The 24,681-nt window shown below is 64.7% G+C and carries 19 protein-coding genes; 7 read left to right on the forward strand and 12 right to left on the reverse strand.

Annotated features, from left to right (window positions below):
• Window positions 1-46: 46 nt before the first annotated feature.
• From BMX67_RS05385 to BMX67_RS05400, 4 genes are all read right to left on the reverse strand, one after another.
• Window positions 47-901, reverse strand: coding sequence for a calcium-binding protein (locus BMX67_RS05385; RefSeq protein WP_090733105.1), 855 nt, complete (start codon window positions 899-901; stop codon window positions 47-49).
• 143 nt (window positions 902-1,044) lie between these two features.
• Window positions 1,045-1,665 carry a 30S ribosomal protein S4 gene (gene rpsD / locus BMX67_RS05390; RefSeq protein ID WP_090733107.1) on the reverse strand — a complete coding sequence of 207 codons (621 nt, stop codon included), beginning with the start codon at window positions 1,663-1,665 and terminating at the stop codon, window positions 1,045-1,047.
• Between the two features lie 122 nt (window positions 1,666-1,787).
• Window positions 1,788-3,206 carry a xylulokinase gene (gene xylB, locus BMX67_RS05395; RefSeq protein ID WP_090733108.1) on the reverse strand — a complete coding sequence of 473 codons (1,419 nt, stop codon included), beginning with the start codon at window positions 3,204-3,206 and terminating at the stop codon, window positions 1,788-1,790.
• Window positions 3,207-3,317: 111 nt separating this feature from the next.
• On the reverse strand, window positions 3,318-3,629 hold the full coding sequence (locus tag BMX67_RS05400) for a TM2 domain-containing protein (RefSeq protein ID WP_090733109.1): 312 nt from the start codon (window positions 3,627-3,629) through the stop codon (window positions 3,318-3,320).
• A 218-nt stretch (window positions 3,630-3,847) separates the two neighbouring features.
• Here BMX67_RS05400 and pheT point away from each other — a divergent pair, with 218 nt between their 5' ends.
• The gene (gene pheT, locus BMX67_RS05405; RefSeq protein ID WP_090733111.1) at window positions 3,848-6,235 is read left to right on the forward strand and encodes a phenylalanine--tRNA ligase subunit beta; all 2,388 of its coding nucleotides are present in this window, start codon (window positions 3,848-3,850) and stop codon (window positions 6,233-6,235) included.
• A 34-nt stretch (window positions 6,236-6,269) separates the two neighbouring features.
• On the opposite strand, the gene BMX67_RS05410 is transcribed toward pheT, so the two are convergent.
• A complete protein-coding gene (locus tag BMX67_RS05410; protein WP_090733112.1) occupies window positions 6,270-7,163 on the reverse strand; it encodes a LysR family transcriptional regulator in 894 nt (297 codons plus the stop codon).
• 112 nt (window positions 7,164-7,275) lie between these two features.
• On the opposite strand from BMX67_RS05410, the gene xdhA reads away from it, so the two are divergent.
• The 6 genes from xdhA (at window position 7,276) to BMX67_RS05440 (ending at window position 13,925) form a co-directional block, all read left to right on the forward strand.
• Window positions 7,276-8,733: a xanthine dehydrogenase small subunit gene (xdhA, locus tag BMX67_RS05415; protein WP_090733114.1), complete on the forward strand. Its 1,458-nt coding sequence runs from the start codon at window positions 7,276-7,278 to the stop codon at window positions 8,731-8,733.
• Window positions 8,730-11,036 (forward strand): xanthine dehydrogenase molybdopterin binding subunit, encoded by a 2,307-nt coding sequence (gene xdhB, locus BMX67_RS05420; RefSeq protein ID WP_090733115.1) that lies wholly within the window; start codon window positions 8,730-8,732, stop codon window positions 11,034-11,036. Before xdhA ends, xdhB begins: the two co-directional genes overlap by 4 nt.
• On the forward strand, window positions 11,033-11,773 hold the full coding sequence (gene xdhC, locus BMX67_RS05425; protein ID WP_090733118.1) for a xanthine dehydrogenase accessory protein XdhC: 741 nt from the start codon (window positions 11,033-11,035) through the stop codon (window positions 11,771-11,773). The genes xdhB and xdhC overlap by 4 nt, the downstream gene beginning before the upstream one ends.
• A complete protein-coding gene (guaD, locus tag BMX67_RS05430; protein ID WP_090733122.1) occupies window positions 11,761-13,041 on the forward strand; it encodes a guanine deaminase in 1,281 nt (426 codons plus the stop codon). Before xdhC ends, guaD begins: the two co-directional genes overlap by 13 nt.
• A 91-nt stretch (window positions 13,042-13,132) precedes the next feature.
• Window positions 13,133-13,639, forward strand: a complete 507-nt coding sequence (locus BMX67_RS05435) for a superoxide dismutase family protein (RefSeq protein WP_090733124.1) — start codon at window positions 13,133-13,135, stop codon at window positions 13,637-13,639.
• Window positions 13,640-13,664: 25 nt separating this feature from the next.
• Window positions 13,665-13,925: a hypothetical protein gene (locus tag BMX67_RS05440; protein ID WP_090733125.1), complete on the forward strand. Its 261-nt coding sequence runs from the start codon at window positions 13,665-13,667 to the stop codon at window positions 13,923-13,925.
• Window positions 13,926-13,931: 6 nt separating this feature from the next.
• On the opposite strand, the gene nadC is transcribed toward BMX67_RS05440, so the two are convergent.
• The 7 genes from nadC to ptsP all read right to left on the reverse strand — a co-directional run bounded on the left by nadC (window position 13,932) and on the right by ptsP (window position 24,650).
• The gene (gene nadC / locus BMX67_RS05445; RefSeq protein ID WP_090733127.1) at window positions 13,932-14,789 is read right to left on the reverse strand and encodes a carboxylating nicotinate-nucleotide diphosphorylase; all 858 of its coding nucleotides are present in this window, start codon (window positions 14,787-14,789) and stop codon (window positions 13,932-13,934) included.
• Window positions 14,786-16,345: an L-aspartate oxidase gene (locus tag BMX67_RS05450; RefSeq protein ID WP_090733128.1), complete on the reverse strand. Its 1,560-nt coding sequence runs from the start codon at window positions 16,343-16,345 to the stop codon at window positions 14,786-14,788. Before BMX67_RS05450 ends, nadC begins: the two co-directional genes overlap by 4 nt.
• Before the next feature lie 10 nt (window positions 16,346-16,355).
• Entirely contained in the window at window positions 16,356-17,408 is a 1,053-nt protein-coding gene (gene nadA / locus BMX67_RS05455; RefSeq protein ID WP_090733516.1) for a quinolinate synthase NadA, read from the reverse strand.
• A 99-nt stretch (window positions 17,409-17,507) separates the two neighbouring features.
• Window positions 17,508-18,629, reverse strand: a complete 1,122-nt coding sequence (gene opgC, locus BMX67_RS05460) for an OpgC domain-containing protein (RefSeq protein ID WP_090733130.1) — start codon at window positions 18,627-18,629, stop codon at window positions 17,508-17,510.
• Window positions 18,626-20,713, reverse strand: coding sequence for a glucans biosynthesis glucosyltransferase MdoH (gene mdoH / locus BMX67_RS05465; RefSeq protein WP_245739219.1), 2,088 nt, complete (start codon window positions 20,711-20,713; stop codon window positions 18,626-18,628). The genes opgC and mdoH overlap by 4 nt, the downstream gene beginning before the upstream one ends.
• Before the next feature lie 2 nt (window positions 20,714-20,715).
• Window positions 20,716-22,269, reverse strand: a complete 1,554-nt coding sequence (locus tag BMX67_RS05470) for an OpgD/OpgG family glucan biosynthesis protein (RefSeq protein WP_090733133.1) — start codon at window positions 22,267-22,269, stop codon at window positions 20,716-20,718.
• Between the two features lie 134 nt (window positions 22,270-22,403).
• On the reverse strand, window positions 22,404-24,650 hold the full coding sequence (gene ptsP, locus BMX67_RS05475; protein WP_090733134.1) for a phosphoenolpyruvate--protein phosphotransferase: 2,247 nt from the start codon (window positions 24,648-24,650) through the stop codon (window positions 22,404-22,406).
• Window positions 24,651-24,681 lie beyond the last annotated feature (31 nt).

Genomic DNA, 24,681 nt, shown 5'->3' on the forward strand with positions numbered 1-24,681 from the left:
TCGCCCGTTTAGTCATCGGCGGGCGACATGGGAAGGGGGCAGCGCCCTAGACGAAGTGAAAGTCGTCGGCGTCGATCAGGCCTGCATCGACCCCGACAAGGGTGACGCTGTTCTTGCCGAAGTTCAGAACCGTGTTGTCGCCACTGGACGAGACGCGGATATCGGTGAAGTCGTCGAAAGGGCCAGTCATGCGGATCAGATCCTGACCGTCGGCGAAATCGCGGATGCGGTCGCGTCCCGATCCCGCGCCGAAGACAAAGACATCCGCGCCCAGGCCCCCGACCAGCAGGTCGTTCCCGCCCTGTCCGATCAGGACATCCGCGCCCTGATTGCCATGCAATGTGTCGGCGCCCACCCCGCCCAGCAGGCGATCATTGCCCGTCCCGCCGTGAAGCTGATCGGATCCGGACCCGCCCCACAGGATGTCGGCACCCGCGCCGCCGAACAGCGTGTCGTGATCAAGGTTGCCAAACAGCCGATCGGCCCCGATCCCACCCGATATCGTGTCGGCCCCGCCACCGCCCAGAAGGTGATCGCTGCCGCCATTGCCCTTCATGACGTCATTGCCGGAAAACCCGTTGACCCGGTCGGCCTTCGCCGACCCCAGGATTGTATCGGCCCGGGCCATGATTTGCTGCCACACCGGCAGCAGGTTGCCCTCGTGGGTGACATGCGATTCCAGGCGCTCGCTGGTGGCTATGCGGAAGTTCGAGAGGGTCACGATGGTATCGCCATGCTGACTTAGACTTACGCCATCCAGCCGATCATAGGCGTTCGAGACGACATCGATGCGATAGCCGTCGCTGTAGGTGATATATTCCTCGCCGGGGCCCCAGCGGAATCCGTCCAGATCGGTCCGGGCGGTCATGTCGAAGGATTCGTAAAGGCGGATCGTGGCCATTTTCGGATTTTGCCCAGACTGTTGCGTTATGTGCAGATTAGGGCAGTTTCAGATTCCCACAACGCGATAACACGGACAAGTTTAGGCAAAAGAAAAAGGCCGCCCCGAAGGACGGCCTTTGAAAGATCGTGGTCCGGCGAAGATCAGTTCTTCGCGTAGAATTCGACGACCAGGTTCGGTTCCATCTGGACGGCGTAGGGAACGTCGCCCAGGGTCGGGGTGCGAACGAAGGTCGCGGTCATCTTGCTGTGGTCGGCTTCGACATAATCCGGCACGTCGCGCTCGGGCAGGGCGACGGCTTCCAGCACGATGGCCAGCTGACGCGAACGCTCGCGGATCGAGATCACGTCGCCTTCCTTCACGCGGTAGGAGGGGATGTTGACGCGCTGACCGTTCACTTCGACATGGCCGTGGTTCACGAACTGACGGGCGGCGAAGATGGTCGCGACGAATTTCGCGCGATAGACCACGGCGTCCAGGCGACGCTCCAGCAGGCCGATCAGGTTTTCACCGGTGTCGCCCTTGACGCGCTCGGCTTCGGCATAGATGCGGCGGAACTGCTTTTCGGTCAGATCGCCGTAATAGCCTTTCAGCTTCTGCTTGGCGCGCAGCTGGGTGCCGAAATCCGACAGTTTCTGCTTGCGGCGCTGGCCGTGCTGACCGGGGCCGTATTCGCGACGGTTGACCGGCGACTTGGCGCGGCCCCAGATGTTTTCGCCCATGCGGCGGTCGATTTTGTACTTGGCAGACGTGCGCTTGCTCACGGCTGATCTCCTTCTTTGTGTTTCGAAGGGCGTTGTCCTCTGGCCGAGGCCTGACAGGGATCCCCTCGCGGGGGCCACCAACACCAATGAAGGCCGCGCTTATAAGGGGCGCAGCGCAGTTGTCAAGCGCGCTGTTCCCGCAGCCGCGACAGGGCGTCCGACCATGCCGCCTGCTGCGTCGTGTCGGGGTCAAAGCGTGCCGCGATGCTGGGCTGACCCATCTCTTCAGGCCCGGCACCCGTCGCGGCCATCAGGCCCAGCCGCGCGGCCCCGAATCCGGCCCCGGTCTCTGCCCCGGCGGGGCGCAGCACCGGCACCCCCGTCGCCTGCGCCAGCATCGACAACCACAGATCCGAGCGAGCACCGCCCCCCATCGCGATCAGTGATTGCGCCCCGCCCCCTGCCTCGCGCAGCGCGGCCATGTTTTCCGCCAAGGCCAGGGCAACCCCTTCCATCACGGCCCGCGTCATGTCTTGCCGGGTCGCCTGTCCGGACAGCCCGGTGAATCCAGCCCGCTGCGCCGGGTCGTTCAGGGGCGTCCGCTCGCCGCTGAGATAGGGCCAGAACGCGACTGCGCCGGGGGCCGTCGCCACCGGGTCCAGTTCGGCCACCAACTCGCCCGCGCTGCGTCCGTTGATACCGGCCCACCAGTCCAGACAGGCCGCGGCGGACAGAATCACCCCCATCTGATGCCAGGAACCGGGCAGGGCATGGCAGAAGGCATGGATCGCGGTTTCAGGCGCGGGCAGAAACCGGTCGGTCGCCGCAAAGATCACCCCCGAGGTTCCCAGGGACACAAGGCCGGGCCCCGGTCCGGTGATGCCCGCCCCGATTGCGGTCGCGGCATTGTCACCCGCACCGCCCGCGACCGGGATCCCGGCAGGCAGCCCCAGTTCCTGCGCGATATCTGCCCGCAATTGTCCCGCAACATCGCTGCCCTCGGCCAGGGCGGGCATGTGGCTGCGCGACAGTCCGGTGGCGGCCAGCAACGGGTCCGACCAATCCCGTGCCGCCGGATCGAACCAGGCGGTCCCCGAGGCGTCGGACATGTCGCTGATCGCGTCGCCCGTCAGCCAAAGGCGAAGGTAATCCTTGGGCAGCAGGACCCGTGCGACGCGCTCGAACAGGTTCGGCTCGTGCCGCCGCATCCACAGCAGCTTGGGCGCGGTGAAGCCCGCAAAGACCAGATTGCCGGTGATCGCGTGAAACTGCGGATCGGCGTCCAGTTGCGCGGCCTCGTCACGCGCCCGACCGTCATTCCACAGGATGGCGGGGCGCAGCAGCTGATCGTCACGGTCCAGACATACCGCACCGTGCATCTGCCCCGACAGCCCGATCCCCTGCACCTGATCAAGCCCGTGATCCAGATCCCCGATCGCGGCCTTCGTGGCGCGGATCCAGGCGGCGGGATCCTGTTCGGACCACCCCGCAACGGGCGATTGAACGGTCAACCCTGCATGACCCGTGCCCAGAACCCGATGCGCGGCGTCGATCAGCACAGCCTTCACGCCCGACGTGCCCAGATCTATCCCCAGAAACATGATTCTCCCTCGCTGGATGCTGCCCTCGAAGACTGTCTACGCCCCAAAGGCGTGAGGGGCAAAGACGATCGGGACCAGAAACCGACGGAAAGGGGTGCCGATGGGCGGCTGTCAGGCCAGTTCGCTCAACAGCTTCTGGCGGATCACGGCGCGATCCTCGCGGATCATGCCGGGGATCAGGAACAGATCGATCACCATCCACATCGCGACAAGGGCGATGGGCAGCCAGCCGATCAGGATCGGCGCCGTCAGCCAGCCGAGCCCCCACATCGCCAGCATCACCAACCCGCTCATATAGCGGCCCAGATACAGCCGATGCGCGCCAAAGCCCCACAGAAGAATCGCCAGCAGATAGGCCACGAAAGGCGATTTCGCCTCATTCGCCACGCGTTGCTCGATTACCAGTTCCCGTGTGCTGCTCATCCGTCAGATCCTCGTTTTCAACCCTTGATCTAGGTGCTGTCCGCGGCTTTGCAAGCCAGCCCATCTCCTGTGGCAAATATCCTCTGGGGGTCCGGGGGGCGAAGCGCCCCCGGCATTCGCGGGACGCAATCCCCAATCGCGCCCTACCATTCCCGACCCGCATGGGGTAGGAACCCGACAAACGATGACGGGCGCGGGCCCGAACGGACGGTTCAGACATGAAATTCACCCTTTCCTGGCTCAAAGAGCATCTCGAAACCACGGCCACGCTGGACCAGATCACCGAGACCCTGACCGATCTGGGCCTCGAGGTCGAAGAGGTCACCGATCCGGCGGCGCATCTTGGCGGCTTCACGCTGGCGAAGGTGCTGCAGGCCGAACAGCACCCCGACGCCGACCGCTTGCGCGTGTGCCGCGTGATGACGGATGAGGGGGAAAAGCAGATCGTCTGTGGTGCCTCGAATGCCCGCGAAGGCATCACCGTCGTTCTCGCCAAGCCCGGCGATTACGTGCCGGGCATCGACGTGACGCTTGGCGTCGGCAAGATCCGCGGAATCGAAAGCCACGGCATGATGGCCTCGGAACGCGAGCTGGAACTGTCCGACGAACATGACGGCATCATCGAACTGCCCTCGGGCGAGGTCGGCCAGAAATTCGTCGACTGGCTGGCGCAGAACGCGCCCGAAAAGATCGATCCGATGATCTATATCAAGATCACGCCGAACCGGCCCGATGCGCTTGGCGTTCACGGCATCGCCCGTGATCTGGCGGCACGCGGTCTGGGGACATTGCGGCCCGTGCGCGAAGCCCGGGTCGAGGGCGCGTTCGAATGCCCGATCAAGGTGACCATCGCCCCCGACATCGCCGCCAAGGCCCCGTTCTTCAGCGGCCGTGTCCTGCGTGGCGTCAAGAACGGGCCCAGCCCGGTCTGGCTGCAGAAGCGGCTGAAGGCCATCGGCCTGCGTCCGATCAACGCGCTGGTCGATATCACCAATTTCTTCACCTACGATCTGAACCGCCCGCTGCATGTCTTTGACGCCGCCAAGGTTCAGGGCGACCTGCATCTGCGTGCCGCGCAGCCCGGCGAACGGATCGTCGCGCTGGATGACAAGACCTATGATCTGCCCGAACATGCGGTCGTGATCTGTGACGCGAACGGGCCCGAAAGCATTGCGGGGGTGATGGGAGGCGCGGCATCGGGGGCCGAGGAAGGCACCACCGATGTCTTTCTGGAAGCCGCCTATTTCGACCCGATCAGCACGGCCGCGACTGGCCGCACGCTCAAGATCAATTCGGATGCGCGCTATCGTTTCGAACGTGGAATCGACCCGAACTTCACGCTGCAAGGGCTTGAACTGGCAACGGAAATGGTGATCGAACTTTGCGGTGGTCAGCCCTCGCATGTCGTCACCGCCGGCACATTGCCCGACACCGCGCGCGCCTATCGTCTGGACAGTGCCCGCACCAGCAGCCTTGTCGGACTGGACATCCCCGAGGCCGATCAGCGCGCTACGCTGACCGCCCTTGGCTTCCGTCTGGACGGGGATATGGCGCATGTGCCGTCCTGGCGCCCCGACATCCTGGGCGAGGCCGATCTGGTCGAAGAGATCGCCCGCATTGCCAGCCTGACCAAACTGGAGGGCAAGCCGCTGCCGCGTCCGCAGGCCGGTGTCCCCGCGCCGATCATGACGCCGTTGCAGGTCCGCGAGGCGGCGGCCCGTCGTCAGGCCGCGGCGCTGGGTTACAATGAATGCGTCACCTACAGCTTCATCGATGAAAAGTCGGCGATGCTGTTCGGCGGCGGCAGCGATGGGGTCCGGGTCGAAAACCCGATCAGCAGCGAAATGACCCATCTGCGGCCCGATCTGCTGCCGGGCCTTCTGGCTGCGGCGGCACGCAATCAGGCACGTGGTTTCGCCGATCTGGCGCTGTTCGAAATCGGGCCGGTCTTCGCGGGCGGCGAGCCCGGCGAACAGGCGACCCAACTGTCGGGCCTGCTGGTCGGGGCGACGTCGGATCGCGATCCGTTCGGCAGCCGCCGCAAGGTCGATCTGTATGACGCCAAGGCCGATGCCGAAGCGATTCTGGCCACCATCGGCGCGCCCGCCAAGGCGCAGATCAACCGCAAGCTGGACGGCTGGTGGCATCCGGGCCGTGCCGGCAATGTCGCGCTGGGGCCGAATGTGCTGGCAAGCTTTGGCGAGATCCATCCCAAGGTCCTGCGCGACATGGATGTCAAGGGGCCTGCCGTCGCCTTCACCGTCCGCATCGCCAAGGTGCCGTTCCCGAAATCCCAAAGCGCGGCGCGTCCTGCGCTGCAGATCTCGGAACTTCAGGCCGTCGAACGCGATTTCGCCTTCGTCGTCGATCCTCAGATCGAGGCGCTGACGCTGGTCAACGCCGCGCAGGGTGCCGACAAGGCCCTGATCGAACGTGTCAGCGTCTTTGACCAGTTCACCGGGCTGGAGGATGGCCGCAAATCCATCGCCATCACCGCGCGCCTGCAACCGCGCGACAAGACCCTGACCGATGCCGAGATCGAGGCCGTCAGCCAGAAGATCATCGACAAGGTCACGAAGGCGACCGGCGGCACGCTGCGCGGCTGATCGGCATTCGGGTGGGGGCCGTCAGCGCGGCCCCCTAGAAGATCTTCTTCAGTTCCCGCACCGCGAAATCGGCAAAGATGCGGACCTTGGGGTCCTGCAGGCGCCGATGTGGTGTCAGGCAGCCGAACTGCGCGGGCAGGGGCGGTGTATCCGGCAGCACGCGCACCAGATCGCCCGCCGCCAGATCGGCAGCCACCTCGTAATCCGGCCGGTTCGCGATTCCGTGCCCGCCAAGCGCCCAGGCCCGCAGCACATCGCCGTCATCGGTGTCAAAACGGCCCCCCACCATCATCTTTTGCGGGCCACTTTGCGTCTGTAACTGCCAGAAATATTCCGGGCTGCGGGGATAGCGCAGCAGCAGGCAGTTATGTTCGGCCAGATCCTCGGGGCGCTTGGGGATGCCGTGGCGTTCCAGATAGGCGGGCGCGGCGACCAGGCTGCGCGGCGCATCCGCGATCTTGCGCCATTTCAGCGTCGAATCGGCAGGTTGGCCCAGAAAGAACGCAAGATCTATCGCATCCTCGACGATGTTCACATTGCGATCCGACAGGCGCAGCCGCACATCGACGCCGGGGTTCTGTTCGCAGAAGGTCGGCACCAGCGGCGCGATCAGCCGTCGCCCCAGACCCAGCGGCGCGGTCAGGCGGATCACGCCCTGCGGCTTGCCGGAAAAGCTGCTGACGAGGGCCTCGGCCTCGTCCAGCGTGTCGATGACGCGTTGCGCATGGTCGAAAAAGGCGCGCCCGATCTCGGTCGGGGTCAGCTTGCGCGTGGTCCGGTTCAGCAGCCGCACCCCAAAGCGATTTTCAAGATCCTTGATACGATTGGACGCCACCGCCGGGGACAGGCGCAAATCCCTGCCGCCCGCAGTGATCGAGCCAAGTTCGACGACGCGCACAAAGACGCGCAGGCTTTCCAGATAGGACATGGCGGTAGGTCGCTTTCAACGTTTCGTGTAAAGTCTTCCGCGTCGGAACCGATTTCGCAATCCTTTTTTCCGGCCTAGGCTGGTGACAGGTTTCACAGCCACGAGGAACGCCATGACACCCGGTCTTAGATTTCTGCTGAACGATCAAGAGGTCTGCCTGACCGAGGTGGGGGCCGCCGACACCTTGCTGGATCATCTGCGCATCGCGCGGCGGCTGACCGGCACCAAAGAGGGCTGCGCCGAGGGCGATTGCGGTGCCTGCACCGTGCTTCTGGGGCGGCTGACCGATCGGGGCCTGATCTATGAACCGATCAATGCCTGCATCCGCTTTCTGGCGTCCTGTCACGCCTGCCACATCGTCACGGTCGAGCATCTGAAAGGCCCCGAGGGCAAGCTGCATCCGGTCCAGCAGGCGATGGTCGATCATCATGGCAGCCAATGCGGCTTTTGCACGCCGGGTATCGTGATGTCGCTTTATGGGCTGTGGATGACCAATCCCGACGCCACGGTCACCGATATCGAAACCGCGCTGCAAGGCAATCTGTGCCGCTGCACCGGCTATGAACCCATCATCAAGGCTGCATTGGCGGCAGGGCAGGCGGGCGGTCAGGCGCATGACGCGCTGATCCTGGAACGCGAGGCTGTCGCGGACCGGCTGCGTGCGATGCAATCGGGTCGCGTGACCCTGACCAAGGGGCAGGAACAGGCGGTCATTCCTGCCGATGCCGACGATCTGGCGCAGATCCTTTCGGAAAACCCCAAGGCCACGCTGGTCGCCGGGGCCACCGATGTCGGGTTGTGGGTCACGAAATTCCTGCGCGATATCTCGCCCGCGGTGTTCATCGGGCATCTGATGAAGGACATTCAGGTCAAGGACGGCGCGCTGCATCTGGGCGCGGGCGTGACCTATTCCGAGGCCGCGCCCCTGATCGCCGAACATCTGCCCGACGCGCATGATTACTGGCTGCGCATCGGCGGCTGGCAGGTGCGCAACATGGGCACGATCGGCGCGAATATCGCCAACGGTTCGCCCATCGGGGACACGCCCCCCCTGCTGATCGCGCTGGGGGCGCAGATCGTGCTGCGCAAGGGCGACAAGCGGCGGCAGATCGCGCTTGAGGATTTCTTTGTCGGTTACGGCAAGCAGGACCGCGCTCCGGGCGAATTCGTGGAACGGATCATCATTCCGATCCGCCCGCAAACGCGGATCGCTGCCTACAAGATCAGCAAACGCCGCGACAGTGACATCACCGCCGTTGCCGCCGGTTTTAGCGTAATCGTTGAAAATGGTACGATCACGCAGGCGCGGATCGCCTTTGGCGGCATGGCGGCGACGCCGAAACGCGCCGCCCGCGCCGAGGCGGCGTTGCAGGGCAAGCCCTTCACCGAAGACAGCTTTGCCGATGCCGCCCGCGCCGTGGCCGATGATTTCCAGCCGCTGTCCGACTGGCGTGCCAGCGCCGACTATCGCCGCATGGTGGCGGGCAACCTGTTCCGCCGTTTCTGGCTTGAACAATCCGAACCCGGACTGCCGGTCCGGCTGAACCAGGCCGTGGGGGCACACGCATGAAGGACCAGACCGAAATTCGCGGCCACGCCCATAGCGACACGATCCATGACAGCGCGATCAAGCATGTCACGGGCCGCGCCGAATACACCGATGACCTGAACGAACCCTCGGGGCTGCTGCATGCCTATCTGGGCCTGTCGGACTGCGCCCATGGCACCATCACCGGCATGGATTTCACCGACACGCTGGCCCATCCCGGTGTCCGGGGTGTCCTGACCGCCGAGGATCTTCCGGGTGTCAACGATGTCTCGCCCAATGGCAAGGATGACGATCCGGTCCTTGCCGAAGGCAGGGTCCTGTTCTGGGGTCAGCCAGTTTTTGCCGTCATTGCCGAAACCCGCGATCAGGCCCGCCGCGCCGCCAGAAAGGCCAGGATCAGCTATCAGGAACTGCCCCATGCGCTGGACCCGATTGCCGCGCGCGATGCCGGCATGGGTTATGTGACCGATCCGCTGACGCTGCGCAGGGGCGATGCCGGTGCCGCGATGCAGGCCGCGCCGCGCCGGATCAAGGGCCGCTTTGGCATCGGCGGTCAGGATCATTTCTATTTGGAAGGTCAGATCGCCATGGCCGTGCCGGGCGAGGATGACGACATGGTCATCCACGTCTCGACCCAGCACCCCTCCGAGGTGCAGCACATGGTCGCCCATGTCCTGGGCGTGCCCAGCAACGCGGTGGTGGTGAATGTGCGCCGCATGGGCGGGGGCTTCGGCGGCAAGGAAACGCAGATGAACCTGTTTGCCTGCGTCGCCGCCACCGCCGCGCGGAAATGGGGGGCGGCGGTCAAGATCCGCCCCGACCGTGACGATGACATGACCGCCACCGGCAAGCGCCATGACTTCGTGGTCGATTACGAGGTCGGCTTCGACGATGACGGCCATATACTGGCGGTCGAGGGCGACTGGTACGCCCGCTGCGGGTTTTCGGCCGATCTGTCGGGCCCGGTGACCGACCGCGCGCTGTTTCATGCCGACAACGCCTATTTCTATCCCGATGTCCGGGTCAGCAGCCACCCGATGCGGACCAATACCGTCAGCAACACCGCCTTTCGCGGCTTTGGCGGCCCGCAGGGGGTGATCGTCGCCGAACGCATGATTGAGGAGATCGCCTATGCGCTGGGTCGCGACCCCTATGAGATCCGCCAGAAGAACCTGTATCGCAACGGTCAGCTGACCCCCTATCATCAAGAGGTCAGCGACCAGATCCTGCCCCGGATCTTCGAGGATCTGGAACACAGCAGCGATTACCAGTCCCGCCGTCAGGCAGTGCTGGACTGGAACGCCAAGGGGGGCACGATCCGGAAAGGCATCGCGCTGACCCCGGTGAAATTCGGCATCAGCTTTACCGCGACCTGGTTCAATCAGGCGGGCGCATTGATCCATGTCTATTCCGACGGCTCGATTCAGCTGAACCATGGCGGCACCGAAATGGGGCAGGGCCTGAACACCAAGGTCGCGCAGGTCGTGGCCGAGGCGTTCCAATGCGATATCGGCCAGATCAAGATCACCCGCACCACGACCGAAAAGGTGCCGAACACCTCGGCCACGGCGGCATCCTCGGGATCGGACCTGAACGGGATGGCGGCACTGGACGCGGCCGAACAGATCAAGGCACGCCTGATCGATTTTGTCGCCGAACGCTGGCAGGAACCTCGCGACCGGGTCGCCTTCGTGCCCGGCCATATCCGCGCGGGCGATCACATGATCCCCTGGGCACAGGTGATCAAGGCGGCCTATATGGCCCGCATCCACCTGTCGGCGGCCGGGTTCTACAAGACCCCGAAAATCCACTGGGACCGCGCGACGGGGCAGGGGCGGCCCTTTTACTATTTCGCCTATGGCGCCGCCGTGGCCGAGGTTTCGGTCGATACGCTGACCGGCGAATATGTGATTGACCGCGCCGATGTGCTGCATGATGTCGGTCGCTCGCTGAACCCGGCCTTGGACAAGGGCCAGGTCGAGGGCGCCTTCGTGCAAGGCACCGGCTGGCTGACCTGCGAGGAATTGTGGTGGGACGACAAGGGGCAACTGCGCACCCATGCCCCATCGACCTACAAGATCCCGCTGGCCTCGGACCGGCCGCGCATCTTCAATGTGCGCCTTGCCGACTGGTCCGAAAACGCCGAACGCACGATCAAGCGATCAAAGGCCGTGGGCGAACCACCCTTCATGCTGGGCATCAGCGTCTTCGAGGCGATCAACATGGCCGTCGCCTCGGTCGCCGATTACGCACAGCCCGCACGTCTGGATGCACCGGCGACGCCCGAACGCGTGCTGATGGCGGTGGCGCGGCTGACATCATGATCCGGGTGCGCGTCACACAGGCGCGGGGCTCGACCCCGCGCGATGCAGGGGCCGAAATGATGGTCGGCCCGGATGGCGTTAGCGGCACCATCGGCGGCGGTCAGCTGGAATACATGGCCATCGACCGCGCCCGTCAGATGCTGGCAAGGAACGAGGCGCGCGCCGAAATGGACATCCCGCTTGGCCCCGAAATCGGTCAATGCTGCGGCGGTCGCGTCATCCTGACACTGGATCGCGAACCGGCAACGGTGGCTGACTATCCCGACGCGCTGATCTTCGGCGCGGGCCATGTCGGGCGCGCGCTGGCCCTGGCGCTGCAACCCCTGCCGGTGAACGCGGTGCTGATCGACAGCCGCGCCGAGGAACTGGCCCTCGCGGCCCCGGACCTGACCACCCGCCTGACCCCGCTGCCCGAGGCCCAGATCCGTGCCGCCCGCCCGGGAACCGCCGTGATCGTCCTGACCCATGACCACGCGCTGGATTTCCTTCTTGCCGCCGAGGCTCTGTCCCGCCCCGACCTGCCCTATATCGGCATGATCGGCAGCGCCACGAAGCGCGCGCAATTCGCCCGTTTCGCCCGCCATCGCGGGATCGACCCTGCGCCCCTGATCTGCCCCATCGGCGCCGGCACGACCCGCGACAAACGGCCCGCCATCATCGCTGCCCTGACTGCGGCGGAACTCATCTCGCGCCTGACCTCAACTTCTTCTTTGAACAAATACCCATGCAACAGCTGATCCGCGGCCGTGTCCTTGGCTTTCATGCCGATCCCGCCGAAACCGACGACAATCACCGCTATTTCGAAGATGGCGCGATCCTGATTGAAAACGGCCGCATTCTGGCCGTCGACGACTACGCCCGACTTGCCCGGCCCGACCTGCCGGTTCTCGATCACCGCCCGCATCTGATCATGCCGGGCTTCATCGACCCGCATATCCACTTTCCGCAGGTGCAGGTCATCGCCAGCTGGGGTGCGCAACTGCTGGACTGGCTGAACACCTATACCTTCCCCGAAGAGGCACGCTTTGCCGATCAGGACCACGCGACCCGCATGGCCGGGCTGTTCCTGGATCAGCTGACGGCCCACGGCACGACAAGTGCGGTCGCCTTCTGTTCCGTCCACGCTACCAGCGCCGAGGCGCTGTTCACCGCCGCCGAGGCACGCGACATGGCGATGATCGCGGGCAAGGTGATGATGGATCGCAATGCCATTCCGGCGGTTCAGGACACGGCGCAGCAGGGCTATGACGACAGCAGGCGGCTGCTGGAAAAATGGCATGGGCGCGGGCGGCAACGCTATGCGATCACGCCGCGTTTCGCGATCACCTCGACCCCTGAACAGATGCAGGCGACGGGCACGCTGGCGCGCGAATTTCCCGATTGCCACATCCAGACCCACATGAGCGAGAACCTCGATGAGATCGCGTTCACGCTCAGCCTTTATCCGCAGGCGCGCGATTATCTGGACATTTATGAAAGCCATGGCCTTCTGTCGGATCGGCTGCTTCTGGGGCATTGCATCCATCTGCATCCGCGAGAGATCGCGCGCATGGCCGAAACCGGCAGCCGCGCGGTTTTCTGCCCGACCTCGAACCTGTTCCTTGGCTCGGGCCTGTTCGACGAGGCGGGCTTGCGCAAGGCCGGAATCGTCAGCGGCATCGCAACCGATGTGGGTGGCGGCACCAGCTATTCCATGCTGCAAACCCTGTCCGAGGGCTACAAGATCCTGCAATTGCAGGGCCAGAAGCTGCACCCACTTGCCGGGTTCCACTGGGCTACGCGCGGCAACGCGATGGCCTTGGGAATGGCCGACCGGATCGGCACGCTGGATGTCGGATCGGACGCGGATCTTGTCGTTCTGAACAGCGCGGCGACGCCCGCGATGGCCCTGCGCAGCGAACGTGCCGAAACCCTGTCGGAAGAGCTTTTTATCCTTCAGGTGATGGGCGACGACCGCGCGGTGGCGCAAACCTATGTCGCCGGGCGACCGATGAAGCCGGTCTAGGCGCGGTTCTGCCAATCGCCTGAAATCTTTCGCGGCGCATGGACCCCTGCGCTGCGCGTTGCGTTGGTTTCCACAATGACAGGAGGATTTCATGCGCCTTTGCACCCTTGCCGCCGCCGCGATGGTTTTCGCCGGACCCGCGCTGGCCCAAGACCCTGCCACCATGATGGCCGAGATCAAGAACGCCGATGGCGGCAGTCGTGGCAATGCGACCGTCACCTGGGCGGATTCCGGCATGGCCGTCGTGACGCTGGACCTGATGGATGTGCCGCCGGGCGTTCACGGCATCCATATCCACGAAACGGGCATGTGCACGCCGCCTGACTTCAAATCCGCGGGCGGTCATCTGGCCGGCGATCACGATCATGGCGTCATGTCCGGCAACGGCCCGCATCCCGGCGACATGCCGAATATCCATGTCCCCGAAAGCGGTGCGCTGAAGGTCGAATATTTCATCTCCGGCCTGACGCCCCAGGCGATGGCCGATGAGGACGGTTCCGCCTTGATCATTCACGATCAGCCGGATGATTATGTCGGCCAGCCATCCGGCAATGCGGGCGACCGGATTGCCTGCGGCGTGTTTGAGGCTGCCGAATAGACTGGTTCGGACAAGGGGGACATGCATGTATCTGCGTATGAGCATTCTGGGGATAGGGCTGGCGGTAGCCGCCTGCGCGGCCGAGGAACCGGCGGGCCCGCGGATATGTTCACCGTCGGCGTATCAGGCCCTTGTCGGGCAGAATATCGGTGCCGTCACCCTGCCTGCCGAACTTCCGCAGCGCATCATCATCCCCGGTGATGACCTGAAACCGCCGCGGGATGCGCGGCGGTTGAATATCTTTGTCGATGAGAAGGGCTGGATCCTGCGCGTCGTCTGCGGCTGATCGGCCCTAGAAATCCAGACCCAGATCCAGCGTCGTCGCGGAATGCGTCAGCGCGCCTGACGAAATGTAATCGACCCCGGTGGCCGCAACCTCGGCGATTCGGTCCAGACGCATGTTGCCCGACGCCTCAAGCACGACCTGTCCCTGTGCCATCTTTACCGCCTGTTGCAGGGTCGGCGTGTCCATATTGTCCAGCAGGACCACATCGGCGCCGGTTTCGGACAGGACTTCGGCCAGTTGATCCAGCGTGTCGACCTCGATCTCGCAGCGGATCATATGCGATGCGCGGGCCTTGACCGCCTGCAGCACCGGGCGCACGCCGCCGGCGGCGGCGATGTGGTTGTCCTTGATCAGGATCGCGTCGGACAGCGAAAAACGGTGATTGAAGCCGCCGCCATGCAGCACCGCCTGCTTTTCGACCAGCCGCAGGCCCGGCGTCGTCTTGCGGGTGCAGGTAATGCGGGTGTTGGTGCCGGTGGTCCGGGCCACGAAACTGGCGGTCATGGTCGCGATCCCGCAAAGCCGCCCGGCGAAATTCAGCGCCACACGTTCCGCTGACAGGATAGAGGCAGCGGGCCCCTCGATCTGCATCAGCACTTCGCCTGCCTGAAACGGCGTGCCATCGGCGCAAAGCGTGGTGATCGACAGGTCGGGATCCACCAACCGGAACGCGATCGCGGCAAGCTGCATCCCCGACGCGATGCCCGGCTGCCTTGCGCGGATCGCCGCGCGATAAGTGATGTCCGCAGGGATCACCGTCCGGGTGGTGATGTCGCCATAGCTGCCCAGATCTTCGGCCAGGGCCATGCGGATCAGGGGTTCCAGGATCAGATCGGGCAGGGGCGGCATTGCGGGGCTGGTCATGTCTTCTCCGGTTCGGAAGCGGTGCGGATCGCAAGCGCCTGATCCAGGGTCAGATAAGACCTTTGGGCATCGGGCAGCGTGTCGGGGAAATCGCTGCGGTAATGGCCGCCGCGGCTTTCGCGACGCATCAGCGCCGCCGCGGCAATCAGGGTTGCGGTTGCGGTCATGTTTGCAAGGCTGGGGCAATCGGGCTGCGCAGCCTCGATCGTCGCGATCTGGTGCAGGCAGTGGCGCAGCCCCGCAGCATCGCGCACGACGCCCGCGCCCGCCGTCATCGCCTGACGCAGCCGGGTGACCAGTTCTGGATCGGGCTGGGGGGCGGACGGGCAGTCGGGCAGGGTCAGCGGGGCGGCATCGCCCGGATCCGTCAGCGCATCCTTGATCGACAGCGCGGCGCGGCGGGCAAAGACCAGCGCCTCGAGCAGACCGTTCGAGGCCAGCCGGTTCGCGCCATGCAGCCCCGTCGAGGCGGCCTCGCCGCAGACCCACAGATTTGCCAGACTGGCCCGCCCGTCAAGATCGGTCGCGATGCCGCCCATGTGGTAATGCGCGGCCGCCGCAACCGGGATCGCGTCTGCAACCGGATCTATCCCTGCACGGGCGCAGGCCCCGGCCACGGCGGGAAATTCGGTCAGGACGCGCGCACCAAGACAGGCGCGTGTGTCCAGCATCGGCCGCAGCCCCGCCCGTGTCTGGGCATAGATCGCGCGGGCCACGATATCGCGTGGGGCCAGTTCGGCATCCGGGTGCAGATCGGTCATGAAGCGCGTGCCATCGCGGTTGATCAGCCACGCGCCTTCACCGCGCAGCGCCTCGGTCGCAAGGGGGGCGGGATCTTCGCCCGCATCAATGGCGGTGGGGTGGAACTGCACGAATTCGGCATCCGCGACGACCGCCCCCGCGCGGGCTGCCATGCCGATCACCTGCCCGCGAATCCGGGGCGGATTGGTCGTGATCGCGTACAGCCCGCCCGAGCCGCCACCGGCAAGAAGGATCGCGGGCGCCATGATCGAAAGCGGGGCCGAACCCTCGACGCGGGCCACATCGACACCGGCGACGCCGCCGTCCTGCATCTGCAATCCGGTCGCCAGCCAGCCTTCCAGCACCTGAACCGATGGCGTGCGGCGCAGTTCGGCGGTCAGGGCGCGCATGATCTCGGCCCCGGCCTGATCGCCCTTGACCCGGACCACGCGGGCAAAGCTGTGCGCGGCCTCGCGCGACAGGACATAACCGCCCTTGGCATCGCGATCGAAGGGGGTGCCCAGACCGGTCAGGTCCAGAATGTGGTCGCGGGCCTCTTGCGTGACCAGTTCCGCGACACGCGGATCGACGGTGCCGGCGCCGGCCCGGTTGGTATCGGCGGCATGGGCGGCGGCGCTGTCGCCCGGTGCCATCGCGGCGGCGACCCCGCCCTGCGCCCAGGCCGAGCTTGCGCCATGGCCCAGATCCTCGGGCGAGATCATCAGCACCGGGTGCGGCGCAAGTTTCAGCGCCGCATAGATCGCGGCCAGACCTGCGCCGATGATAACGACGCGTTCGGTGGCAAGCTGCTGCATCGGTGTCGGATCAGGCAGACAGGCTGCGCGACAGGTCGATCATCCGCTGCACGGCGCGGCGGGCATCCTTGGCGACACCCTCGTCGACCTCGACCGCGCCGGTCATGCTGTGCAGCGACCACAGCACCTTTTCCAGGGTGATCTTCTTCATATAGGGGCACATGTTGCACGGACCCAGAAACTCGACCTCGGGATGGGCGTCCGAGATGTTCGACGCCATCGAGCATTCGGTGACCAGCATCGCCTGCGCGGGTCTTTCCTTGCCCACCCAGTCGATGATCCCGGCGGTCGAGCCGGCGAAATCGGCCTCGGCGACGACATCGGGCGGGCATTCGGGATGGGCGATGATCTGGATGCCCGGATGCCATTCGCGGAAATCGCGCAGATCCTGCGGGGTAAATTTCTCGTGCACGATGCAGGCGCCATCCCACCAGACGATGCGTTTCTGCGGCACCTGCTTGGCGACATTCTGTGCCAGCCATTTGTCGGGCGTCATGATGACGGTGTCGCTGTCCATCGCGGCGACGATCTGGGCTGCATTGGCCGAGGTGCAGCAGATGTCGGACGCGGCCTTCACCTCGGCGGTGGTGTTGACATAGCTGACGACCGGCGCGCCGGGATATTGCGCGCGCATCCGGGCGATCCCTTCGGCGGTGATGCTTTCGGCCAACGAACAGCCCGCCTCCATATCCGGCATCAGGACGGTCTTTGACGGGTTCAGGATCTTCGAGGTTTCGGCCATGAAATGCACGCCGCATTGCACGATGATATCGGCCTGAACCTTTGTCGCCTCGATCGCCAGGGCAAGGCTGTCGCCGACGACATCGGAAATGCCGTGATAGATTTCCGGCGTCATATAGTTATGCGCCAGAACGACCGCGCCGCGTTCCTGTTTCAGCTTGTTGATCGCGGCGACATAGGGCGCGTGGATCGCCCAGTCCACCAGGGGCATGACCCGGTCCATGCGGGCATGGATATCCGACATCTGCTGCGCCAGTTCCAGCGAGGGCTCCAGATCATAGCAGGCCTTCAGCTCGGCGCGGATGGTGGTCATGTCTAGCATCGTCATCTCCTCCTTGCCCGCTGGCCGGGCGAGAGGGACGCGCCGTGCTTGCGGGGTTGCGAAGGCATAGGCCATCGCACCCCTCCGGTCACCCAAAATTTACGACGCGCGCGATTTTCGTGCCTTTTGCCAGGGGGCACCAAAACGCAACCACATCGCGGCTGCCCACCAAAGTGCCAATATGGCCCAGAAATCGACCAGCAACCGGCGCAGGACCCCCTGATCCTGGGGGTTCATCTGGAACGCGTCGCCCAGAACCGACAGCAGAACACAGATGATGAAGGACCACAGCCCGCCGCGACCGATTTCCTGCAAGGCGACCCCCGCACGGGTGGCGGCCAGACGCTCCATCACATTGGCAAGGGGCACCGCGATCAGCCAGCTTGCGGCCATGATCGCAAGATAGCGCGTGCCATCCAGCGGCCATTTGTCGATCACGCCATAGACCTGTTTCAGCGCGTTGCGCAGCAGCAGCGCATCCTCGCCGAATTTGGCGGCGATGACGATGGTCGAGCCGAAGATCACCATCCCCGTCGCCAGAACGGTCAGCAATCGGGCATGCGGCATCAATGCGGGGATGATGCGTTGGCGGTAAAGCCCCATCGCGACGCCCGAATAGAACAGCATCTGCCAGCCGAACGGATTGAACAGCAAGCCGCCGTCGCGGTGGTTCGGGATGAAGGCGTTCAGCACCGGGGCGAACCACCACATCACCAGCGACCCCGCAGCAAAGCACAAGGGCACGCGCTGCATCACCGGCACCAGAAGCGGGGCCGAGGCGATCAGGACGACATAGACCGCCAGTACATCCAGAAGGTTGGGCTGCAACCACAGCGTCGCCAGTGTGCCCAGATAGCCAAGCGGGTTGTCGATGACCCATTCGGCATATCTGTGCCACACGGCGGTATGGTTCATGTCGATGGCCAGCAATCCGGCCGACAGCAGGGCCATGATGATGCCGCCGATGACCAGCGCGCGCCACACCTCGAAGGAACGGCGGGCAAAGCGCCATTGGGCCGTGCGGGTGCCTTCGCTGCGCTGCACCGACAGCCACACAAGGCCGACCAGAAAGCCCGACAGCAGGACGAACAGTTCCGCGGCATCGAAGATCGAGAAATTGGCCAGCGTGCCCTGTCGCAGGACCGAAACCGGCATGTGATCGACCATGATGCAGACCAGCGCGTAACCGCGCAGCATATCCAATGCGATCAGGCGTTTCATGCGGGCAGCCCGCTCCAGCGGCGCAGCAGGGCGGCGTCGCCGATCAACGCATCGGTTTCGGCGCGGTCCAGAAAGCCAAGCGCCTGCGCACGGCTTTGGGAATGCGCGATCTTCGCCTCGGCCGTGATGCGGGCCAGGTTATCAGCCGCAGCGCGGTCGCGTGTGGGCGGCAGCATCGCGATATGGCTGTCCAGCAGCGCCGGGTCCTGGGCCAGACGCAGGATCGACTGCTGACCGTCGCAGGGCCGGGGCAGGCGGCGGGTCATCGCCTGTGCATCGGAAATGATCGCCGGGGTGTCACGTTCCTCGGGGGTCAGCAGCAGGCCGCGCATCCGCGCCCAACGGCCAAAGATGGGACTGGCCGAATAGCGCGAGGTCAGCGGCGACAGGATCAGCCCGGCAAGGATCGGCGACAGCCAGATCAGCTGCCGCGGCGAAAATCGGGCAAGCACGATCAATGTCAGCAGTCCCAGCGCGACATGCGCCCAATGGCTGCGCAGAACCACGCCCCAGCCGGGCATCGATCCGGCGCGAACCTGCGCCTGCCATCCGCTGTCACGGCCCAGAAGAATGTCCATGATCTGCCGCGTCTGGATCAGCATCTGCACCGGCGCGATCAGCGCCGACAGAAGGATCTCGAACATGGCGCTGGCAAAGACGCGGCCCGGCCCGCCCGAATTCTGCGCCAGCGGGCGCCCCAGCGCCCGGATCAGCCCAAGGATCTTGGGCGTCAGCAAAAGGCACATCGCGGCCACGAACAGCCACAGCATCCGGCGGGCGTCAAAGACGGGCCAGTCGGGGAACAGCTGATAGGCATTCGGGAAATATTGCGGCGTGGACAGCAGGACCGTGGCTGACAGGATCAGACCGACCAGGATCAGCGCCAACCAGATCGGGCTCATCAGAAAGCCCATGACACCGATGGCGAAATGCGCGCCGCTGACCGCGCGGGTGCGGCGCATGCCGATCAGGCTGAGATGTTGCAGGTTGCCCTGCGCCCACCGGCGTTCACGTGCCGCCATATCCAAAAGCGTCGGAGGGCAGCCTTCGAAACTGCCGCGCAGGTCGTGGTCCAGCCGGACCTTCCAGCCCGCGCGGCACAGGGCCGCAGCCTCGACGAAGTCATGGCTGAGGATCGAGCCGCCGAAAGGCGGGCGGCCGGGCAGGGTCGGCAGACCGCAGGTCTGGGCGAAGGCCCTGACCCGAATGATGGCGTTGTGGCCCCAGTAATTTCCCGTCATGCCCGACCAGGCCGAAACGCCGCGTGCGATCATCGGGCCGTAGATCCGACCCGCGAACTGGGTCAGGCGGGCGAAGATGGTTTCGCCGCCGATCAGCACCGGCATGGTCTGGATCAGGGCCAGTTCGTCATCGGCCTCCATCCGCAGGGAAAGCTGACGGATGGTATCGCCCGACATGACGCTGTCGGCGTCCAGCACGACCATCTGGTCGAACCGGCCGCCCCAATTGCGCACGAAATCGGCGACATTGCCGGATTTGCGGTCGGTATTCACCTCGCGGCGGCGATAATAGATCGGGATCGGGCAAAGGTCGCGGGCCGCGGCGACGGCCAGCGTCTCGTTCACGGCGATTTCGGGATTGCGGGTGTCCGACAGCACGAAAATTTCGGTGCGGTCGGCCATCCCTTGCTGTTCCAGATCGCGGCCAAGCGCGGTCAGCAGCCCGACACTGATCGAGGCGTCCTCGTGATAGACCGGCATGATCACCGCCACCCGCGCCGAGCCGGGCAGATCGGGCGTGCCGGGCCGCGCGGCCAGCAGCCCCGCCACCGCCGAACAGAAGGTAAAGCCCACCCAGGCGAATGTCGGCACGAACAGCAGCAACAGCACGATCTGCATCGGTGTCGGCTTGTCCCCGAAGGCAGCCAGCATCTGCATGAAACCGATGGTCGCAAGGGCCGCCGTGCCGCCAAAGGCGATCAGCCGCGCGGCCCAGACCCGCCAGCCTTCGAATCGCCGTTTCGGGCCGGGGGCAGGGGCCGTGCGAAAGTTCTGCACGGGCATGTCCAGAGGCGCCTCGGGCGGCATATGGGGCAGCCCGGCTTTGTCTTGCGATGCGGTCATGATCATGCGCTCCAGCGCGTCATCCAGGTTTCGCTAAGCGCGGTGCCGTCCTTGTCGGTCAGAACCGCCTGCAGTTCCGCCTGTTCGGCATCGCCCGGAGCGAATTCAAAGGCCAGCCGCAGCACGTTCTGCGCGGGCAGCGGCTTCAGATAGGCATGAACGATATCACCCTTCGAGGTCGAGACCTTGGATTCCGGCATCTCTTCGCCGAACAGCGACAGGTCGAAATCGATGATATAGCTGCGCTGCGTTTCGGTGTTGATCGACCGGCCCGCCCGCACCTGACGCACCCGCGCCAATGGCAGGTCGTTGGGCGGCAAGGCGGCAAAGGACATGCGATAGCGGAATTCGTGGCGCTTGCCCTTGGTCAGCACATCCTTCGGCAGCCAATAGCTGACGATATTGTCGTTGAATTCGTTCTCAACCGGGATCTCGATCAGACGAACCTCGCCCTCGCCCCAATCGCCCTCGGGTTCGATCCAGGTCGATGGACGCAGGTGATACATCGCCTCGGCGTCCTGATAATCCTCGAACTGGCGACTGCGCTGGATCAGGCCGAACCCGACAGGATCCTTGTCCACGAAGGACGAAATCTGAAGGTTTCTGGCCGAGGCAAGGCTGCGCCACAGGCCCTGGCCGGCGCCGGTGGTCATCTGCAGGCCATCGCTGTCATGGACGGCTGGGCGATAGTCATCGACATTGCGGCGACTGCCCGGCCCGAACCAGAACATCGAGGTCAGCGGCGCGATGCCCGTATGTTGCAGATCGACGCGGGGGAAGATCGCGCAGCGCGTCCTGACCATGGTGACCGCGCCCGGATTGACGTCGAACTGGAACGCGGCGGACAGCGACTTGCTGTCAAGGATCGCATGGATGCGGACCCATTCGGAATTGCCTTCGGGTTCATGGATCCAGAAATCCGTGAACAAGGGAAATTCCTCGCCATCCGGGCTGCCGGTCTTGATCGCAAGACCACGGGCAGACAGGCCATACAGCGTGTTGCGCGCGACCGCGCGAAAATAGCTGGCACCCTGAAAGACGATGAATTCATCCATAACGCCCGGACGGTTCAGCGGCGTGCGCAGCCGGAAACCGGACCACCCCATGTCGCCCTTGGTGTCCAGATCGGCACCGTCGGGAAACTGCGAGGGGTCGAATTCCAGCTTCCTGGGGTCGAACACGATGGGGATCGGCAGTCCGTTGCGGACGATGCTGATATTGATCGGCTCGTAGAAGATTGAACCCGGCGGCAGCAGATCCATGCGGAAACGCGGGTGATCGCGCAGTGGGTCATGGTCGCGATTGAACCGGATCGCACGGTACTTGTCATAGTTCAGATCGGCAAAGCTGCCGACCTGTTTCGCCACGGGCTGTTCATACACCTTGGTGGCGCGCTGTGACGCAAGCTCGGCGACCTCTTCAAAGCCGAAATTGTTCGGCGCCGGGTCCGGCATCTGCGGTTTGACATCGCTGTCCTGTGCCTGAGCTTGGGTCGCGATGGTCGAGCCGCCGATAGCCAGTGCACTGGCAGCGTTCAGGAATTGTCTACGCTTCATCTGAGGAGGTCAGGGTCCAAAAAAACTTGATCATCATAGGGATATTGCCCCGGCTGGGCAAGGTTGCTCGGCGGTAACGCGCCACCGAGACGATCGGTTTCACCCCGGCGCCGATTCGCGCGATCTGTGGCGGATCACTGCCGTGCCAGCCATTCGGTGATGGGGCGGCGCAGATTGGTCAGACCCTGCGACTTGCCGTCCTCGATGACCTGCCTCAGCTCGGCGATCGACACGCGGCGGATCAGGTGCTTGACCGGCCCGATCGAGGCGGGCCGCATCGACAATCTGCGCAGGCCAAGTGCAGCGAAGGTCAGCGCCTCGACCGGCCGCCCGGCATCCTCGCCGCAGAAGGACAGCGGCACGCGCGCCGCCTCGCAGCGGGCGATGATCTGTTCCAGCAGCGCCAGAAACGAGGTGTTCAACGTGTCATAGCGGCGGCGGACCCGTTCGTTTTCACGGTCGGCCGCGAAGAAGAACTGTTTCAGATCATTGCCGCCGATCGAGACGAAATCGCACATCTCGAAAAACCGTTGCGGCGCGAAGGCCAGCGAGGGGGTTTCAAGCATCGCGCCGACGCGGATATCGGTCGGCATCTCGTGGCCCAGCCGCTGTTCGCGCGACATTTCCTGCATCAGGATCCGATAGGCGTCTTCGTATTCGCTGATATCCGCGATGAAGGGGAACATCACATGCAGCGGCCGCCCGACCGATGCCCGGATCAGCGCCTGCAACTGCATCCGCAGCACGCCCCGCTTGTCCAGACCCACGCGGATCGCGCGCCAACCCATCGCCGGATTCGGTTCGTCTTGCGGCTTCATATAGGGCAGAACCTTGTCCGACCCGATATCCAGCGTGCGGAACATCACCGGCTTGCCATGCGAATTGTCGATGACGCGGCGATAAAGCTGCGCCAGTTCCCCGCGGCGGGGCACGTGGTTGCGGATCAGGAATTGCAATTCCGTGCGGAAAAGCCCGACGCCTTCGGCCCCCGACCCTTCCAGCGAGGGCAGATCGGCCATCAGGCCCGCGTTCATGTACAACTGCACCGTTGTGCCGCAGGTCGCGGTGGCAGGCAGGTTGCGCAGGCTGGCATATCGGTTCTGCGCCTCGGCCTGCATCGCGATCTTGTCGCGAAAGGCGGTGGCCACGGTTTCCTCGGGCCGCAGATGGACGATGCCCTGATCGCCGTCGATCAGGATCGGGTCGCCGTTCAGCGCCTCGGTGGTGATGCGGCTGGCATGGATCACCAAGGGGATGGTCAGCGCACGCGCAACGACCGCGGCGTGACTGCCGACCGAGCCTTCTTCCAGAACCACGCCTTTCAGCTTGCGGCCATATTCCAACAGCTCGGCCGGGCCGATATTGCGGGCGATCAGGATCGGACGCTCGGGCATTTCGGCCCCGGTGTCGCGGCCCTGACCGGTCAGGATGCGCAGCAGGCGATTGGACAGGTCGTCCAGATCGTGCAGCCGGTCGCGCAGATAGGGGTCGGCGGACATTTCCATCCGCGCACGGGCCGATGACTGTTCCTTTTCGACCGCCGCCTCGGCGGAAAGGCCAAGGCGGATATCCTCTTCCATCCGCTTCAGCCAACTGCGCGAATGGGCGAACATGCGATAGGTTTCCAGGATCTCGGTGTGATCGCCGGTGCCGCCCATATCGGCCGCGCCGACCATCCGGTCGACGCTTTCGCGCAGCATCGCAACGCCTTCATGAAGACGCGCGCGTTCCTTTTCCGGGTCGTCGCCAACGGGATTTGCGACCACGACACGCGGTTCGTGCAGCCAGACATGCCCCTCGGCGGCGCCTTCCTGCGCGGTGGTGCCGCGCAACATCAGCGGAAAGCGGTGGGCCTGCGGCATGCTGTCGGACTGGCTGCCCTGAAAGGCGCCCAGTTCGGTCATCTCGGCCAGCACCATCGCCACGACCTCCAGGCCGTAGATCTCGTCATCGCTGAACAGGCGCGCCTCGCGGCACTGCACGACGAGGACGCCCAGCTTTTCACCGACGCGCTGGATCGGTACGCCCAGAAAGCTGGGAAACACCTCTTCGCCGGTTTCCGGCATGAAGCGAAAGCCCGGTTCGGCGGGGGCGTTTTCGGTGTTGATATTGCGTCCGGCGCGGGCCACGCGACCGACCAGACCTTCGCCCAGCCGCAGGCGCGTCTGGTGCACGGCCTCGGCGCGCAGACCCTCGGTGGCGCAAAGTTCCAGCGTCTGCGGGTCGCGGAACAGATAGATCGAGCACACATCCGTGCCCATCGAATCCGCGATATGATGCGTGATCTGGTCAAGGCGATCCTGGCCGCCACCGGCGGCCGCCAGAATTTCCTTCAACCTCCGCAGAAGCTTGCGGGAATCACTATCCTTCCTGTCGTGCATCGCGTGCCTGCCTTTGCTGTCGCGATGGCCT

It is taken from the genome of Paracoccus homiensis, from assembly GCF_900111675.1.
GTDB classification, from domain to species: Bacteria; Pseudomonadota; Alphaproteobacteria; order Rhodobacterales; family Rhodobacteraceae; genus Paracoccus; species Paracoccus homiensis.